The following is a 17773-nucleotide window of genomic DNA, read 5'->3' as shown; positions in this document are numbered from 1 at the left end:
GACTAAAGCGGACGCTGGCGGCGGCGTACGGACGCGAGGCGTACGACGTCGGCGGCCTGGCGGCGCTGCGCGGCCTTGTCGGCCTCGGCGAGCAGTGCGCCGGCGCGGCCGGCGTCGACCGGCCCCGAGTAGAAGTGGCCCTGCACGGCATCACAGCCGAGCTCGCGCAGCGACCGGTCGAGCGTGGCGTTGCCGACTCCGACGCCGACCGTACGCAGCCGCAGCGAGTGAGCGAGGTCGACGGTCGCACGTACGATCGCCTCCGAGGTGGCGCTGCGGTTCATCTCGGTCACGAACGACCGGTCGATCTTGACCTCGTCGACCGGCAGCCGCGCGAGCATCGTCAGCGGCGCGCCACCGGTGCCGAAGTCGTCGAGCGAGATCTGCACGCCGAGCGTGTGCAGTGCGGTCAGTACGGTCGCGACCGCGTCGAGGTCGGTGGTGGCGACCGTCTCCGGCAGCTCCAGGACGAGCTTGTCGGCCGGCGTGCGGTGGCGGCGCAGCAGCCTGGCGATCTGGTCCGGCAGCTGACGGTCGAGCACGCTGCGCGGCGCGAGGTTGACCGCGACGCGTACGTCGACACCGTGCTTGTCGAACCACTCGTTGCGCGCGCGGAGCGCACGCTCCAGGACGGTCATCGTGAGGGGCGTGTCGAGCCCGGCGCGCGCGACCGCGGGTACGACAACGTCGGCGTTGAGCACGCCGTAGACAGGGTGGTGCCAACGTACGAGCGCTTCGGCGCCGACCGGCTCGCCGGTGGTCGCGTCCAGCTGCGGCTGGAACTCGACGACGATCTGCTCGGGGTCTTCCAGCGCCGCACGCAGCTCCGGCTCCAGCAACAGGCGTTGGAGGCTGGTCGGGTCGCTGTTGGGGTCGTAGTGGTCGATGCCGCCACCGGCGCCTTTGGCGCGATACATCGCCACATCGGCGCGCCGCAGCAGCTCGGTCGCGTCGACCAGCTCGGTCGGCAGCTCCGCGTAGCCATCCGCCTCCGTCGGCACCGCCTTGGCGACGCCGATGCTGCCGACCACAGTGACGGCGACCGGAGACGCCATGCCGATGTCAAGGCGTACCGGCACGGCGAGGCGCTGGACCATCCGGTCGGCGATCGTGACCAGCTGGCGCGGCGTCGCGCTCGGCACCAGGATGGCGAACTCGTCACCGCCGAGCCGATAGACCTGACCCTCGGTGCCGACCGCGCCGGTCAGCCGCTCGCCGACCTCCTGCAGCAGCCGGTCGCCGGCCGCGTGACCGAGCGTGTCGTTGACGTCCTTGAACCGGTCGAGGTCGACGAGCAGGAGCGACACCGACTCCGGCCGCTCGGCGAGCGCGAGGTTGATCGCGACCATCAACGCGCGGCGGTTGGGCAGCTCGGTCAGCGGGTCGAGGATCGCGTCGCGCCGGGTCTGCTCGTGCTGCCTGGCGTTGCCGATCGACACACCCGCGACCGCGGCGAGCGTGGAGAACGTACGCTCCTCGGCGTCGGTCAGCCTGACCTGCGAGGCGAACCTCAGCCGCAGCTCGCCGAGGTGCTGGCCGGCGGCCTGCAGCGGTCGGAACTGGATCGCCGGGAGAGTGTCCGGCTCCGGCGCCTCGTCGGCGCCACGGCCCGTGCCGGAGACGACGGTGCCGTTGGCCATGACGACCTCGACGGCCTCCGCGCGGAAGAGCTGAGCCGCGCCAGCCACGAGCGCCTCGAGAACACTGTGCTCATCCAGCTGGTTCAGCTCGTGCGTCACTTCCTCAAGCCGCTTGAACGCTTCCTCATGCTGCCTCAACCGTACGGACGAGGCGTACATCCAGCGGATCACACCGATGACCGCGGGGAGAAGAACGGCTGAGACTGGCTGCACGGCGGTGAGAGCTGCGACCGCCGTTCCCACCGACACGTTGCTGAGGGACACCAACTGGTCGATGCACCAGGACTTGCCAAGCAGCCGGACCGAGACACCAGGTTGAGCAAGCCTGATGACGACCGCGAAAAGAATCTCGCTCACTACTACGAAAGCGACACCCGCAACAAAGAGTGCCACCAGCCCCCGCACGGAAAGCACCGGCGCGTCACCGACCGACAGCCGGAAGACCGACCACGCGGCGAAGCTCGTCAGTGCGTTCTGTCCAGAGGAGAACGCAACCTTGATCGGGTCGGAGCCAAGGGTCAGCAACGCTAACGTGACACCGACTGTCGTCGCCGTCACCACCAGCGGTGTAGGAGCAAGGACGATGGCGATCAGAATCGCCGCCTCACCCCAAAAATACGACCGCGACTGGCTACGCAGGCGAACCTGTACGCGCCAGCGGAACGCCAGAAAAAGCAAACCGGTGGCCACCGCGACGCGCCCGAACGTAGCGAAGTCGACGCCACGTGTGACGAACTCGCCGAAGACCACCGCATTCGCAGCGACTCCAAGGAGAAGGACGCCCCCGACGAAGGCGGTCAGCGCGGTCGGTCGCCAACGGCGCGCACTCGACTCACCTGTCGTCACCCGACCTCCACCGGACACCCGTACAGCGTAACCGTTCAAACGCTGGATGTGACCATCTGCCCTGACTCGGCCAGCGTCTGACGTCACGGCCTCGGCACCGACGACCGAGTACTACCACTGCTGCTGCCTCAGGACCAACCGTTCGCACGCACGCGACACCTCCCTTGTTGCGATCAACCTCTGACGCTGCCTTTCAGGACCAGCCGTTCGCGCGCATCGGACACCTCCCGAAATCCACCACAGCGAATCGCCACAACCTTTCGGCTGAACGCACGTTGTCAGGACGGCAGGCGCGGGTGGATGTCCAACGAAGATGTAGGAGAAATGACCAACGCCTGACCGACGTGAATAACCGTAGGCTGTTATTACACGACAGCGGTAATCGCCGGACAATCAGCGGCGTTGTCGGCCGGATATCGGCCTAATAGAACAACTTTCGGCCGTTGCTACCGGATCGTCACACTCCCATGGCGGAGCGATGCGGACTCATCCAGTTATGAGAATTCGACCCGATCTTCACAACGTCGCGGTCTACCGTGGCATCGAAGGTCAAGTACGGAGCCGAAAACCGGACCCCATTGTCGCGCGTTTTGCCTCGTCAAGTAATGCGCAGAGTACATTCTTTGGCAATCCGAGGCCATTGCCAAGTCACGCTGCGCTCCGCGTTCGGTCACCGTGAGTCCACATTGGATAGTCGATCTTCGACCGGCAAACGGTCGCACGATCGGCGTCCGCACCTGACCATTCAGGTAGGTCGGCCCCCGCCGTCGAAGGGTTCGACAGCGACGGATCCCGTACGCTCAGGCCATGCATGCGATCGAGATTCGCGGTGCCGGTGGTCCAGAAGTGTTGCGGTGGTCCGAAGTCGACGACCCGCAACCGGTTGCCGGCGAGGTCGTCGTCGACGTCGCGGCGTCCGCCGTCAACCGCGCCGACATCCAACAACGTCTCGGCTTCTATCCGCCACCGCCCGGCGCACCCGCGTATCCGGGCCTGGAGTGCTCCGGCCGGATCTCGGCGGTCGGCGATGGCGTCACCGACTGGAAAATCGGCGACGAGGTGTGTGCCCTGCTCGCCGGCGGCGGCTACGCGGAGAAGGTCGCGGTGCCGGCCGGCCAGCTGCTGCCGATCCCCGAAGGCGTCGCGATCGAGGAAGCCGCCGCGCTGCCAGAGGTCGCCTGCACGGTGTGGGCCAACGTCTTCATGACCGCGCACCTCAGTCCGTCCGAGGTCCTGCTGGTGCACGGCGGCGCGTCCGGCATCGGCACTTTTGCCTTGCAGTTAGCCAATGCGTACGGCGCGCGCGTCTTCTGCACCGCGCGCGGCAGCAAGCTGGAGAAGTGCCGCCTGTACGGCGCGGAGCGCGCGATCGACTACAACGAGGAAGACTTCGTCCAAGTCGTCAAGGAAAACACCGACGGCCACGGCGCGGACGTCGTACTCGACACGATCGGCGCCAAATACCTGAGCCGCAACGTCGACGTGCTGGCGACCAGCGGCCGCATCGTCACCATCGGCCTGCTCGGCGGCGCCAAAGCCGAGCTGAATCTCGGTGCCCTGCTGGTCAAACGCGCCAGCATCACCGGCACGACCCTGCGCGCGCGTCCGGTGGTCGAGAAGTCGATCATCGTCCAGGACGTACGGGAGCACGTCTGGCCGCTCATCGACGCCGGCCGCGTACGACCGGTCGTCGACCGCGCACTGGCGATGCAGGACGCCGCCGAGGCACACCGGGTCGTCGAGGCGAGCGATCACGTCGGAAAGGTGCTGCTTGTCCGCTAGCGGCCACCGCGCCGACTTCCTGCCCACATGCCCGCAAACGGTTACCGACAAATGGCGCTCAAGTTGCCAATCAGTACCAGCCGTCTAGTCTCAGCCTCCGGACGGTGGTAATCATCGTCTGTGACGACACGAGTGTGACCGGGATCACCACGCGCGCAGGTGCAGGAGGAGGCCGGGTATGGCGGAATTCGCAAAAGGCGGCAAGATCCAGACGAAACGAAGTCTGGTCCCCGCGAAGCTCGACAACATGCCGTGGTCGAAGTTCCACTGGCTGGTCGTCGTCACTCTTGGCATCACCTGGATCCTGGACGGCCTGGAGATCCAGTTCGCCAGCGCCATCAGTACGACCCTGCAACGGCCGGACACTCTGCACCTGAGCACTCAGTCCGTCACGCTGACCGCTTCGATCTACCTTCTCGGCGAGGTGATCGGTGCGCTGGTCTTCGGCCGTCTCGCCGACACCCTCGGCCGCCGGCGGCTGTTCCTGGTCACCCTCGGCCTCTACCTGGTGTTCAACGGCCTGTCCGGATTCGCGTTCGACTTCTGGTCGCTGATCATCCTGAAGTTCATCGCCGGCATGGGCATCGGCGGTGAGTACGCGGCCATCAACTCGGCGATCGACGAGCTGATCCCGGCGCGGTTCCGCGGCCGAGTCGACATCGCGATCAACGGCACGTACTGGGCCGGCGCGGCGATGGCCTCGGCGATCAGCCTCGCGCTGCTCGATCACAACCTGATCCCGGCCAACTGGGGTTGGCGGATCGCGCTGTTCGTCGGGCCGATCATCGGCATCTCGATCTGGCAGCTGCGAAAGCACATCCCGGAGAGCCCGCGCTGGCTGATCTCGCACGGACGGGTCGAGGAGGCGGAGGAGATCGTCGCCAAGATCGAGGCGGACATCCGCGCCTCCGGCAAGGACATACCGGAGGTCGGCGACGACAAGGCCGTCGAAGTCCGCGAGTATCCGCCGATCACGTACGGCGAGATCACCCGCGTGATGATCCGCAAGTATCCGACGCGGTCGATCCTCGGCTTCAGCCTGATGACGACACAGTCGTTTCTCTACAACGCGATCTTCTTCACCCAGGGCATCGTGCTGGCGAAGTTCTTCGGCGTACCGGACGCCGCACTTCCCTATTTCTTCTTCCCGTTCGCCATCGGCAACCTGATCGGACCACTGGCGCTGGGACCGTTCTTCGACATCATCGGGCGGCGGAAACTGATCTCCAGCACATACATCGTCAGCGGTACGTTGCTGCTGCTCAGTGGCTATCTGTTCTGGATCGGCGCACTGAACGCGGTCACCCAGACGATCCTGTGGTGCGTCATCTTCTTCATCGCCTCCGCCGGTGCCTCGAGTGGTTATCTGACCGTCTCGGAGATTTTCCCGCTGGAGCTGCGAGGGCAGGCGATCTCGTACTTCTTCGCCATCTCGCAGTTCTGCGGCGGTGTCATCGCGCCATGGCTGTTCGGCCTGCTCATCGGTGAGGCCACCAGCCGTACGCCGTTGTTCTGGGGATACGTTTTCGGTGCGGCCCTGATGATCGTCGGTGGCCTGGTCGCCGCGTTCCTCGGCGTCGACGCCGAACGCAAGTCGCTGGAGGACATCGCCACGCCACTGTCGGTCGTCCAGAAGCCAGCCGCCGGCACCACCCCGCAAACCGCACCGGGCGCTCCGGCCTAGCCTCGATCTTTCGCGTGGGAGTTGAGTGACTGTTTGGCTGGTTGTGGGGTCTGTGTGTTTGTTTGTGGCAGGGCTGGTTTCCGGCGCTGTGTCGCCGGTTCTCCGGTCCTGGTTGTGGGGTTGGTTCGTCGTTTTTAGCTGGGTTGTAGGGATTTCCAGGCGTTGTCGATGAGGTGGTTGAAGGGCCAGTTGCGGGGTAGTCGTAGGCGTCGTCGTCGGCCGCTGTGGATGATGCGGCCGGCGACGGCCAGGATGCGTAGCCGTAGGCGTTTGGGTTCCCAGCGTCTGGCGGGTTGGTGTGTGTCCCAGGCCAGGGTTTGGGTCCAGGCCAGCAAGTCCGCCGCTAGTGCGGCGATTTCCAGCCAGATCTGGTTGTGGGCGTATCCGTGGAAGGGCAGGTTGCGCATGCCGGTGTCTTTCTGCGCGCGGATACGGTCCTCGCAACGGGCTCGTTGCCGGTGGCGTACTTCCAGTGTGTCCAGTGTCCAGCCGGGGCCGTGGGTGTTGGTGGCGAAGCAGGTGATGCGCCACCCGTCCTGGTCGGTGAGGCGTAGTTGCGCGCCGGGGTGTGGTCGTTCCCGGCGGGCGATCACCCGCATCCCGGCTGGCCATTGTTGAGGACCGGGTCGGGTTGCCGGGGTCGGGTCGGGCATCCATCGCGTGAGCTCGGCGACCTGCGCGCCCTCGCGCGGCTGGCCGTCACCGTCAACAGCCGGTCTCCAGGCCTGCGGCGGGATAGCCTCCATCGCGGCTTTGACCGTTTCATGGGCCGGGAATCCGATCGAATACTCCAACCCCAGATCGGTGATGTGATGCAGGAACGCCTTGGAACACGCGCCGGAATCGGCACGGACCAACACCTGCGCGCGCTCGCCTTCGGGCAGCTGGGCCAGCGCCAGATCCAGAGCCTGGACATGGTCCTGCTTGTTCCACGGTGAAGCGTTGCCAGGACGCAGTTGCAGCACCAGGCTTTCTCCGGTCCCGTACTGGCCATGGTCGACGAACGCGCACATCGGCGCGAATCCGAACCCGCGTTTGTGGGTAGCGCAGGCACGTTCTTTGTCCGAGTGCGCGGTCACCAATGTCGAGTCCAGATCGATGATGACTTGGCCGCCGTCGCGACTACCCGCACGGCCGGCCAACGGCCGGCGCCGCTTCCAGACCGCGCACCGCGCCTGAGCCCGCGCGGACCGGATCGCCGGCAGGACAGCATCAACATCGCCAGCCAACGTGCTGACCAGCCGCGATATCGTCGGATCGCTGGCCACCGGCCCGAACAGTCCAGGTTGCGCCCGGACCACGCTCACATCCGCTAAACAGTCACCGCCGAGCGCAACCGCGGTCGCCAGGTCGCAAACGATCTTCCCCGGACCGTGGCGGACCCGGCGACCACGCCACGGATCAAGGGCTACCGACAACGCTCGCCGCACACCTGACAACCGGATCGTCTGCCGTAACAACAGTCCGCCAGCAGAGGACACCAACGACTCGCGAGCCGGATCCAGAACCAACCCGCCAACCCTGTTAACCTTCACCTACGGAGTGCCTTCCAGTGCAGTGACCCTTGAGACGTCGCAATCCCAAGTTTCCCGCACTGGACAGGCACTTCCGTGCATTTCTAGGCCGTGTCACCGGCCAACAGATGAAAGCCCGAGGCTAGGGCCTGTCTCCATATTCCGGGGGGATGAGAGTCGAGATCCAAACGTCGTCTGGCGGTGCGGCGGAGCCGCCCGGCGTGGCAGCGAAGATCCGCGCTCAGCCCCGGGCCCTGCCCGGGGCTGAGCCGTTTTTCCGGCAGGCTGCGGCTTCCAGTTCTTTCCGGACCAAGGTCAACCTCGTCGCGTACGCCTCCGCCTCTTCCATGCGTCCGGTCAGCCGGCAGATCCGCGCCAACAGGTCGGTCGCGACCGCTTCGCCTGGCAGGTGATACGTGGCGACGCACAGCTCGAGCCCGTGAGCCGCCGCTGGCAGCGCTTCGTCCAACCTGTTGTCGTTGACGAAAATGCTGGCGAGCAGCAGATAAGCCTTGCCGGTGAGGATTCGATAGCCTCTCGGCTCGGCGAGGTCGATGACCTTCTGCGCCGTGGCCGGCTCGGAAAGGACCGTCGCGAGACCGAGAGATGCATTGATACGCGCGAGAAAATCGACTGTGCCGGAGTGTTCGTCCAGCACTGTCTGGAAGTTGCGCAGCGCCCGCGTACGGTCTCCGGCCAGGTGGTACGCGCGTCCCAACGCGAGGCGGACGAGGTTTTGCCTGCCGCGGTCGGTGAAATCGCGCAGCACACGCTCGGCCGCGTCGGCCGCTTCCCATGCGCGCGCGTGATCGTCCTGGTCGGCATAGAGCTGCGAGAGGCAGCAACGCACCTGGACCTCGTGAAAACGGCTTGCGATCCGCTTGCTTTCCGCCAAAGCATCGGTGAGATCCCGGCACGCGAGATCAAACCGACCCATCAGGCGATACGCATCGCCGCGGTTTTCCAGCAGGAGCGCCGACGGATTGACCTCGGTGCCGGCGCACAGCCGGATCAACCGGCTGAGCTGACCCACCGCCTGCCGGAGCCGTCCCATGTTGGCGTAGGCGAAGGAAAGGTTGGAACGCGCGACCACCTCTGCGCGCCAGGCGCCGTGACTGCGCAGATATCGGATTGCCCGCGCCAGTTTTTCCGCTCCTGGCAACAGATCGCCGTGCACCTCGTCGATCAGCGACTGGCTGGCCATCGCGGCACCGGCCTGTACGGCCCAGCCGACCTGGTCGGCGAAGGCGGCCGCGAGGCCGAACTCTCGGGACGCCTCCGCGGTGTTGTGCGTGCCGTAGAAGGCGAGTCCGCCAAGGCTCAGGTGCATGGCGGCCTGGCCACGCAGGTCGCCGGCACGCTCGGCCGCCACCAGTCCGTTGCGCGCCGCGGTCTCCCACTCCGGTCCGAGGCGCCGATAGGTGAAATAGCCGCGCATGGCGTCGGCGAGCAGCCAACTGTACGGGAGGTCGCGGCGGTCACGGACAAAGGCGGTGATGTTGGCCAGCTCGTCGCTCAGCCAGCTCGCGGCCTTTTCGTGGCTGTCGAAGCTCACCGCGGCACCGAACGCCGACGGCTGCGGAAGTCGCACCATGCCGTAGAGCCGGTCGCTGGCTCCAGACGCGTGCCTGACATACCAACGAAAAAGTCGCCGGACGGCAGCGTCCTGGTCGTCGTCCGCCTGGTCGAGCCGCGCGCGGGCGTGCGCTTTGATCAGGTTGTGCATGACGAAACGGCCGGATCGGTGCTCGGCGACCAGGTGACCGACGGCCAGCGTACGCAGCAGCCGGGACGCCTGCCGGCGGCCGAGATCCAGCAGGTCCGCGACCGCCGACACGGCGACATCGCGGCCTGGCACCAGGGAAAGCAGCCGATAGCAACGCCGCACATCGGCCGGCAGCCGCGCGTACGACAGGTCGAAGGTCACACCGACGCTGAGCGCGTCCAGTGCACCGAGCTTGGCCATTTCCATCAGGTACGCCGAAACGGGCACACCGGATCGGACCAGCTCGGCTCCGGCGACACGCAGGGCGAGCGGCAGATGTCCGCAGGCCGTGGCCAACGCCTCGACATCGGCGCGCGGACCGGCGCCGATCGCGCGCGACAAAACCTCGTACGACTCGGCCGGTGTCAACACGTCCAGGTCGAGCTGATCGGCACCGTCCAGCGCACTCAGTCCGTCGAGCCGGTTGCGGCTGGTGACGACGACCGCGCAACCGGCCGCACCTGGCAGCAGCGGCCTGACCTGCTCAGCGGTCAGAACGTTGTCGAGCACGACGAGAACGCGACGACCGGACAGCATCGATCGATAGAGAGCCGCCGCCTCGTCGCGATCCAACGGCACCTCGTCCGGCGGACAACCGAGCGCTCGTACGAAATGATGCAGCACCTCGGCGGCGGTGGCCGGCTCACCACGCGAATATCCGCGCAGATCAGCGAAAAGCTGGCCGTCCGGAAACTGCGCCGCCAGGCGATGCGACCATCGCAGGGCCAGGCTCGTCTTGCCAACCCCACCCTGCCCGCACACCACGACGACCGGCGACGCGCCATCCGCGCGCTCCTGCCAAAGCGAGTCCAAAGTGGCCAACTGGTCGGCGCGTCCGACGAACACGTCGGTGTCGCCCGGCAGCTGCGTCGGCACGGTTTTCCTCGGTGGCGCCGGAGAATCGCCACGCAGCACACGTACGAGGCTGGCGCTGAGCTCCTCTCCAGGGTCGACGCCAAGCTCGGCGCGCAGCCTGCGGCGAGTTTTCTCGTACGCCGCCAGGGCTTCGGCCTGGCGACCGGCCGCGGCCAGCGCCGCGACCCAGCACGCCTGGATCGACTCCTCCAACGGATGTTCCTCGGCCAGCGTGGAAAGAACGCGGACGGCTCGTTGCGGATCGCCGGCCTCGATCAGGCCGTCGCAACATTCCGTCGCGATGGCGAGCCGCGCGCGTACGAGCCCGGCCACCGCCAGCGAATCGCGGCTGTCCGCCGGCACGTCCGCCAACGGCTGACCTCGCCACAGTTCCAGCGCTTCGGCCAGCCGCTCGATCCGGTCGGTGGAAGTGGCGAGCAGGAGCCAAAATCTGGCCACGTCGGTGTCGCCGGTCAGCCGCAGCACATAGCTGGACCCGGCGTGGTCGATGCCGACCGCGTCGTCGACGACCTTGCGCAGCCACTGGCGGACCCGATGAATGCTCACCGTCACGACGGACCGTCTCGCCGTCGCCGAGCGGGATCCCCACACCGCCTGGAAAAGTGCCTGCCTGGTCAGGCCGTCGGGACCGGCCAACGCCAGCGCGCCGAGGACCGCGCGCGCCACGGCGGAGGGCGGCGACCAGAAATCGGCGCCGCACCGGATGCCGACCGCGCCGAGAACGAGTACGTCCGCCGGCTCCACCGTCACTCGACCGGCAGGGAAAGCGGTCGCAGGTCGGCGCGCAGCCTGCCGGCCTGGTCATCGCGGCCTGCCGCGTCGATGTGCCGGCCGGCCAGCCGGTATGCCTGCGCCAACGTCCCCAGGACGGCCAGCTTTCCCGGCCGGTTGTCCGTCATCGCATACACCTCCACCGCCTTTTCCGCCGCCGAGACCGCCTCCACCACCTGACCGATTTCCAGGTGAAGATCGGCCAGCAGTCCGTACGCCTGTCCTTCGAGCGGCCGATAGCTGCGACCGCCGAGCAACTCCAGCACTTCTCGCGCGACCGCCGGCTCTCTCAGAATGGACGCCACTCCGAGCATCGCTGATACGCGCGTGGCCAGATCGACGACGTCATCGCGTTCGGTCAGGATTTTCTGGTACGCTGCCACGCTTTCCTTGCCGCGGCCGAGCGTGTTGTACGCGTCTCCCAACGCCAGGCAGGCATAGTCCTCAAGGCCACGATCGGTGATCTCGCCGGCGACTTTCAAGGCCTCCTCGGCAATGTGCACGGCGAGCTCCAGCCGGCGCGCGTCGGAATAGAGGAAGGCGAGCGTGCTCAGTGCGCGCGACTCGTGATAACGGCTGGCGACCGTGCGGCTGGCCTCGACCGCGGCGAGGAGATCTTTTCGCGCGGCGGCGAAATTCCCGTGCCGCCGATAGGCGTCGCCGCGGTTTTCGTATAACAGCTCGAAAGGACCGGTGCCGGCGGCTCGAAACCGGCGGATGAGCCAGGACATCTGGCTGATCGCCTGGCGCAACCGGCCCTGGTTGACATAGGTGTAGGCGAGGTTGTTGCGCGCCACCGCCTCGGCGGCCCAGGTCTCGGCCGGCCGCAGGGCGCGGATCACCGCGGTGAGTTTCTCCGTGCCGGCGACGAGATCCCCGGTGATCTCGTCGATCAACGCCTGGCTCAGCATCGAGGACGTGCCGCCGCGGGCCCAGCCACCGGCCCGTGCGGCCGCCGCCGCTCGATGAAACTCCGTCGCCGCGGTGGAGATGTCGTGTGACGCATACAAAGCCAGGCCGCCGATGCTCAGATGCATCGCCGCCTGGCCGGCGAGGCTCGCCTCGCGCTCGGCGGCGGCCAGGCCGGCGCGGGTGGCCATGCCCCATTCGGCGACCGTGCGGTGATAGACGAAATAGCCGCGCAACGCGTCGACGAGAAACCAGCTTCCGGCGATGCCGAGAGACTCGGCGGCACGTACGATCGAGATGATGTTCGTTGTCTGGTCGCGAAACCACGAGGCGGCGGCCTCGGCCGAGCCGAAGTCCGGCACGCTTTCCAGCTCGTCCGAGTCGGCCGTCCCCAGCCTCGTCATCGAATAGACCTTGTCGGTCGCTTTCCGTGCGGTCGCCAGATACCAGTCGAAAAGCCGGCGAGCCGCGGCCTGCCTGCCGGCGGCCGGCTCGACCTCGTCGCAGTTGTTTCGCGCGTGCGCCTTCAACAGGTCGTGCATCGAATAGCGGTCGGGACTGTGCTCGTTGACCAGGTGTACGCCGGTCAGCGTGCGCAACATGCGATGTGCGTCGGCGGTCGGCTGGTCGACGAGCGCCGCGACGGCGGCGGTCGGTACGTCGGGTCCCGGCACCAGCGCCAAAAGTCGATAGCAGCGTTGCGCGTCAGCCGGCACGCGCGCGTACGACAGGTCGAAAGCGGCGGCCACCGTGGCCTGCTCGTCGCCTTCCACGCTCAACGCGTTGAGCGGCCCGATTTCCTCCATCTCACGCAGATACTCGGCGATCGTCATGCTCGGATTACGTCGGATCTGCGCGGCGGCGACGCGTAAGGCCAATGGCAGGCAGCCGCACGCACGCGCCAACGCGTCAAGATCGGCCTCCTGGCCAGCGGTCGCCTCGGCCAACAATGTCCGCGCTTCCTCGATCGTCAGCACGTCCAGGTCCAACCGCGCCGCGCCATCGCGTACGGTCAGACCATCCAACCGGTCGCGGCTCGTCACGACGACCGTGCAGCCACCGGCCCCGGGCAACAGCGGACGCACCTGGTCGGCCGACAATGCGTTGTCCAGCACGACAAGCACGCGACGACCGGCGAGCATGGAGCGGTAAAGCGCCGCCGCCTCGTCGCGATCGGCCGGGATCTCGTCCGGCGGGCAACCCAACGCGCGTACGAACCGGTGCAGCACCTCGATGACCGGCACCGGCGCCTCACGCGAATATCCGCGCAGATCAACGAAAAGCTGGCCGTCGGGATAGCTGGCCAGCGACCGGTAGGCCCAGCGCACCGCGAGGCTCGTCTTCCCGACGCCACCTGGACCGCACACCACCAGCACGCTCGCGGCCGCCGGCAGCTCGTCCAGCGACCGGAGTTGTTCGCCGCGGCCGGTGAAAGTCGCGACATTCGCCGGCAGCTGCGCCGGCACGACGCTGGTCGAGCACGGCTCACGGGCAGCGATGATGTCACCGCGCAGGATTTTCAGCAGGCAGTCGGTGAGCACCGCGTCCGGGTCGACGCCGAGCTCGGCACGCAGCCGCCGGCGTACGCGCTCGTAGACCTCCAGCGCCTCGGCCTGCCGGCCGCCGGCGGCCAGTGCCTGCATCCAGGACGCCTGCAGCCGCTCGTCCAACGGATGTTCCTCCACCAGCGGATTCAGCGCGTGAATGGCGTGCTCCGGCTGGCCGCGCAGCAGGTGCGCCCCGGCGTACGCCGTCGCGCATTCCAGCCGGCTTCTGACCAGGTCGCCGACGGCCACCGCGTCCTGGCTGTCCGCCGGTACGTCGGCCAACGCGCGGCCGCGCCACAGCGCCAGGGCCTCGGCCTGCTGCTCGACCCCGCCGGCGGCGAGCCGGACGAACCGGTGGACATCCGACTCTCCGGTCATCCGCAACACATAACCCGAGCCGAGCCGGTCGACGCGTACGGCATCGCCGACCGCCTCGCGCAGCCACTGCCGGACCCGGTGCACGCTCACCGTGACCGTCGAGCGCTCGGCATTGGCGGCGCGCGATCCCCACACCGTCTCGAACAACGCGGAGCTGGTGAGGCCGTCGGAGCCGGCGATCGCCAACGCGGCCACGACAGCGCGCGCCACGCCGGACGGCGGCGACAGGAACTCCTCGCGCCGCCGCAGGCCGACCGGTCCGAGCACCAACACGTCGACCGGCTCGGCTAAGTCACCCTGGTCGCCGGTCATGGCACCACGAAAACAGTCCCACCCACAAACACCTGGCCCCGTTTGTCCGCTTATTTCGGATTCGACATTCTCACCGGATCGTCGCGACAGCAGCGTAGTCGCGATGTAGCCGGTTTGTAGCCGAGCATGGGACACCATAACGGCGGAACGTTTGCATCGCGACGGGGTCAAACGTGCCAGTTTCCCCGGGCCGCCGGAGCCCGGGGACGCTCAGCCCCGGGACCGGCGTAGAGCAGCAGACTCCACCACCTGCCAAGCCACGCCGGTCCCGGCCAGCCCGTCATTGGATCAGCGCAGGTCGAGACCCAGGTCGACGGCCGGAGCCGAATGCGTCAGGGCGCCGACGGAGACGAAGTCGATGCCGGTTTCGGCATACGAACGCACCGTGTCCAGCCGCAGGCCGCCGGAGGCCTCCAGCCGCGTACGGGGATTGACGTCGTCGCGGCGGCGAACGGCAGCCGCGCAGTCGGCAATGGAGAAATTGTCCAACAGGACCAACTCCGCGTCGGCATTCAACGCCTCGTCCAGCTGGTCCAGCGCATCGACCTCGATCTCACATTGTAAAGCCGGGCTTGACGACCGTACGGCTTCCAGCGCCGCGGTCACCGATCCGGCGGCGACCACGTGGTTGTCCTTGACGAGTACCGCGTCGCCGAGGCCGAGCCGATGGTTGACGCCGCCACCACAGCGCACCGCGTATTTCTGCAGCAGCCGCAAACCCGGCACGGTCTTGCGGGTGTCACGCACTTGGCAGCGCGTGCCGGCGACCGCGTCGACCCAGGCGGCCGTCAGGGTGGCGACGCCGGAGAGCTGGCAGACCAGGTTGAGCATCGTCCGCTCAGCGGTCAGCAGCGTACGGATCTCCGCTTCCACCACCAGAACCGGCCGGTCCGGCTCCAGCTGGCTGCCGTCGGTTTCGGCCGACAGCACGGAAAAACCGCCGCCGGCGACTTCCGACAACACCGCCAGAGCGACCGGAAGGCCGGCCAGCACGCCCGGCTCTCGCGGTGTCAGCTCGGCGACTCCTTTTACGCCGGCAGGCACGGTCGCCATGGTCGTCGCATCGCCGCCGTAGGCCAGATCCTCCGCCAACGCGGTGCGTACGACCCGGTCGACCTCGGCCAGATCGAGGCCCGAAACAGTGGCCGTCATCCCACTCCCTCCAGAACTCGAGCCGGCGCCGGCACGACCAGCCCCGTCTCGTCCAACCTGAACTCCACGCTGTGCCGCCACGACTCGCTCGTACGCGGGAAATCGGTCCGCAGATGGCAACCGCGGCTTTCGGCGCGCGTCAAGGCCGCCGTCACGACAGCCGATGCCGCCAATGCCATGTCCACAGTGGACTCCGACAATGTGGTGAGCGCACTGGAAAGCCCCGCTTCGTCGCGGCCGATGCCGACATGCCTGCTCATTGTCGTACGCAGTTTTTCCTTGTCAACGCTCGAAAAGCTCCGGTCGACGAACACGGGTTGGCGCCGCGGCAGCGACGGCAGATCCGCGTGGACGGCACGTGCGACCCGTTCGCCGACCACCAGGCCTTCCAGCAAACTGTTGGAAGCCAACCGGTTCGCGCCGTGCAGGCCCGTACGCGCCACCTCTCCGGCGGCGTAAAGACCGGTCACGTCCGTGCGACCGTCCACTGTGGTCACGATGCCGCCGCAGCTGAAATGCGCGGCCGGGGCGACCGGGATCGGCTGCTCCACCGGATCGATGCCGGCCGCCTGGCAGGACGCGTAAACGGTCGGAAAGCGTTGCGCGAAATGCGGTCGGTCGAGATGCGTCGCGTCCAGCAGCACGTGGTCGGACTTCAGTTCCGCCATCCGCCGTACGATCTGGCCCGACACCACGTCACGCGGCGCGAGGTCACCGAGCGGATGGACGCCGTCCATCACGAAAGCTCCGGTTTCGTCGACCAGCCGCGCACCTTCGCCGCGCATGGCCTCGGTGATCAACGGCGCCTGCCCGACCGCTCCGGTGAACAGCGCGGTCGGATGAAACTGGACGAATTCCAGGTCGGCGACCCTGGCACCGGCGCGCAGGCCGAGCGCCACGCCGTCACCGGTCGCCTGCACCGGATTGGAGGTGACCTGGAAAAGCTGCCCGAGACCGCCGGTCGCCAGCAACACCGCGCGAGCGGACACGAATCCGGACACCCCGGCGCCATCGGTCACCGACAATCCGGCGACCCGGCCAAAGCTGTCGCGTACGACCGCGGTCACGTTGTGGCGCTCCAGCACCGGCACCGACGCTTTTCCAGCGGCGGCGACCAAAGCGCGCTCGACCTCGGCGCCGGTCGCGTCGCCGCCGGCGTGCACGACCCGGAAGGCGTTATGTCCGCCTTCGCGCGTACGAGCCCAGGTGCCGTCGGCCGCGAGGTCGAAACGCGCGCCAGCGCTGAGAAGCCGGCGTACGGCCGCCGGGCCGTCGGTCAGGATCGCCGACGTGGCGGCGCGAGACGCCAGGCCGGCGGCGGCCGCCATGGTGTCGGCCACGTGCAACGCGACCGAGTCCTCCGGCGTACGCTCGCCGAGGTCGTCAGGCAGCACGACGGCGACGCCGCCCTGAGCCCAGCTGGTGCTGCCGTCGCCGATTCCGGCTTTGGTGACAACCAAAACCCGTACGCCGAGCGACTGCGCGGCGATCGCCGCGGTCAGGCCGGCGACGCCACTGCCGACGACGACCAGGTCGGCCGCCGCGTCCCAGCCGGTCATTCGCCACCGCCCGGCTGGCCGATCTCGATCATCCGGCGTACGGCCGCGCTGGCCGCCGCCGCGACGGCCGGCTCCACGTGCACCTCGTCGCGCCGTTCTCGCAGGCAGCGCAACAGTTTCTCGGGTGTGATCATCTTCATGAAGCGGCAGCTGGCCCGGTCGTTGACCGGCCGGAAGTCGACCGACGGCGCCGCACGCCGCAGCTGGTGCAGCATGCCGATCTCGGTCGCCACCAACACCGCGTTGCTGCGCGTCTGCCGAGCTGCGTCCAACATTCCGCCGGTGGAAAGGATTTTCACCCGGTCGGCCGGCACCGCGCCCTCGCCGGCCAGATAAAGCGCCGACGTGGCGCACCCACACTCCGGATGGACGAAAAGCTCCGCGTCCGGATTCGCCGCCGCGCGAGCGGCCAGCTCGTCGCCGTTGATGCCGGCGTGGACGTGGCATTCGCCCATCCACACGTGCAGGTTCTTTCTGCCGGTGACGCGGCGTACGTGCGCGCCGAGAAACTGGTCCGGCAGGAAAAGCACCTCCCGGTCGACCGGGATCGACTCGACCACCTCGACCGCGTTCGACGACGTGCAACAGATGTCGGTGAGCGCTTTGACCTCGGCGGTGGTGTTGACGTACGAGACGACCACCGCGTCCGGATGCTCGGCCTTCCACTCGCGCAGCTGGTCGGCGTCGATCGAGTCGGCCAGCGAGCAGCCGGCTCGCGCGTCCGGGATCAGCACCTGCTTGTCCGGCGAGAGGATCTTGGCCGTCTCGGCCATGAAGTGGACGCCGCAGAACACGATCACGTCGGCGTCGCTGGCGGCCGCGATGCGGCTCAGGCCGAGCGAGTCGCCGGTGTGATGAGCCACGTCCTGGATCTGCGGCAGCTGGTAGTTGTGCGCCAGGATCACCGCGTTGGCCTGCCTGGCCAGCTCGCGGACCTCGTCCTGCCAGTCGGTCGGTGGATCCGGAATTCGACTGATAGTCGATAACTGTGCCGACACGTGCGCCTCCTAGAGAGTTCCGCCGAGAGCCGACGCTCGT

At 67.6% G+C, this 17773-nt stretch carries 9 protein-coding genes; 2 read left to right on the top strand and 7 right to left on the bottom strand.

Going from position 1 to position 17773, the window contains the following annotated elements:
• Positions 1–2: 2 nt before the first annotated feature.
• Complete coding sequence (locus GNX95_RS39270) at positions 3–2486, bottom strand: putative bifunctional diguanylate cyclase/phosphodiesterase (RefSeq protein WP_163512942.1); 2484 nt, start codon at positions 2484–2486, stop codon at positions 3–5.
• A gap of 807 nt (positions 2487–3293) precedes the next feature.
• Here GNX95_RS39270 and GNX95_RS39265 point away from each other — a divergent pair.
• Positions 3294–4268, top strand: coding sequence for an NAD(P)H-quinone oxidoreductase (locus GNX95_RS39265; protein WP_163512940.1), 975 nt, complete (start codon positions 3294–3296; stop codon positions 4266–4268).
• A gap of 178 nt (positions 4269–4446) precedes the next feature.
• Positions 4447–5952: an MFS transporter gene (locus GNX95_RS39260; RefSeq protein ID WP_163512938.1), complete on the top strand. Its 1506-nt coding sequence runs from the start codon at positions 4447–4449 to the stop codon at positions 5950–5952.
• 134 nt (positions 5953–6086) lie between these two features.
• Here GNX95_RS39260 and GNX95_RS39255 read toward each other — a convergent pair whose 3' ends face one another.
• From GNX95_RS39255 to nadA, 6 genes are all read right to left on the bottom strand, one after another.
• Entirely contained in the window at positions 6087–7487 is a 1401-nt protein-coding gene (locus tag GNX95_RS39255; protein ID WP_281356868.1) for an IS1380 family transposase, read from the bottom strand.
• Between the two features lie 220 nt (positions 7488–7707).
• A complete protein-coding gene (locus GNX95_RS39250; RefSeq protein WP_163512937.1) occupies positions 7708–10857 on the bottom strand; it encodes an AfsR/SARP family transcriptional regulator in 3150 nt (1049 codons plus the stop codon).
• Positions 10854–14024, bottom strand: coding sequence for an AfsR/SARP family transcriptional regulator (locus GNX95_RS43970; RefSeq protein ID WP_163512935.1), 3171 nt, complete (start codon positions 14022–14024; stop codon positions 10854–10856). Before GNX95_RS43970 ends, GNX95_RS39250 begins: the two co-directional genes overlap by 4 nt.
• A 288-nt stretch (positions 14025–14312) precedes the next feature.
• Positions 14313–15176: a carboxylating nicotinate-nucleotide diphosphorylase gene (gene nadC / locus GNX95_RS39240; protein WP_163512933.1), complete on the bottom strand. Its 864-nt coding sequence runs from the start codon at positions 15174–15176 to the stop codon at positions 14313–14315.
• On the bottom strand, positions 15173–16735 hold the full coding sequence (locus tag GNX95_RS39235; RefSeq protein WP_163512931.1) for an L-aspartate oxidase: 1563 nt from the start codon (positions 16733–16735) through the stop codon (positions 15173–15175). The genes nadC and GNX95_RS39235 overlap by 4 nt, the downstream gene beginning before the upstream one ends.
• Complete coding sequence (nadA, locus tag GNX95_RS39230) at positions 16732–17733, bottom strand: quinolinate synthase NadA (RefSeq protein WP_163512929.1); 1002 nt, start codon at positions 17731–17733, stop codon at positions 16732–16734. Before nadA ends, GNX95_RS39235 begins: the two co-directional genes overlap by 4 nt.
• Between the last annotated feature and the right edge of the window lie 40 nt (positions 17734–17773).

This window comes from Fodinicola acaciae, from assembly GCF_010993745.1.
Taxonomy (GTDB): domain Bacteria; phylum Actinomycetota; class Actinomycetes; order Mycobacteriales; family HKI-0501; genus Fodinicola; species Fodinicola acaciae.
Note: the sequence above shows the minus strand (reverse complement) of the source record. Positions and strands in the feature narration are given on the sequence as shown.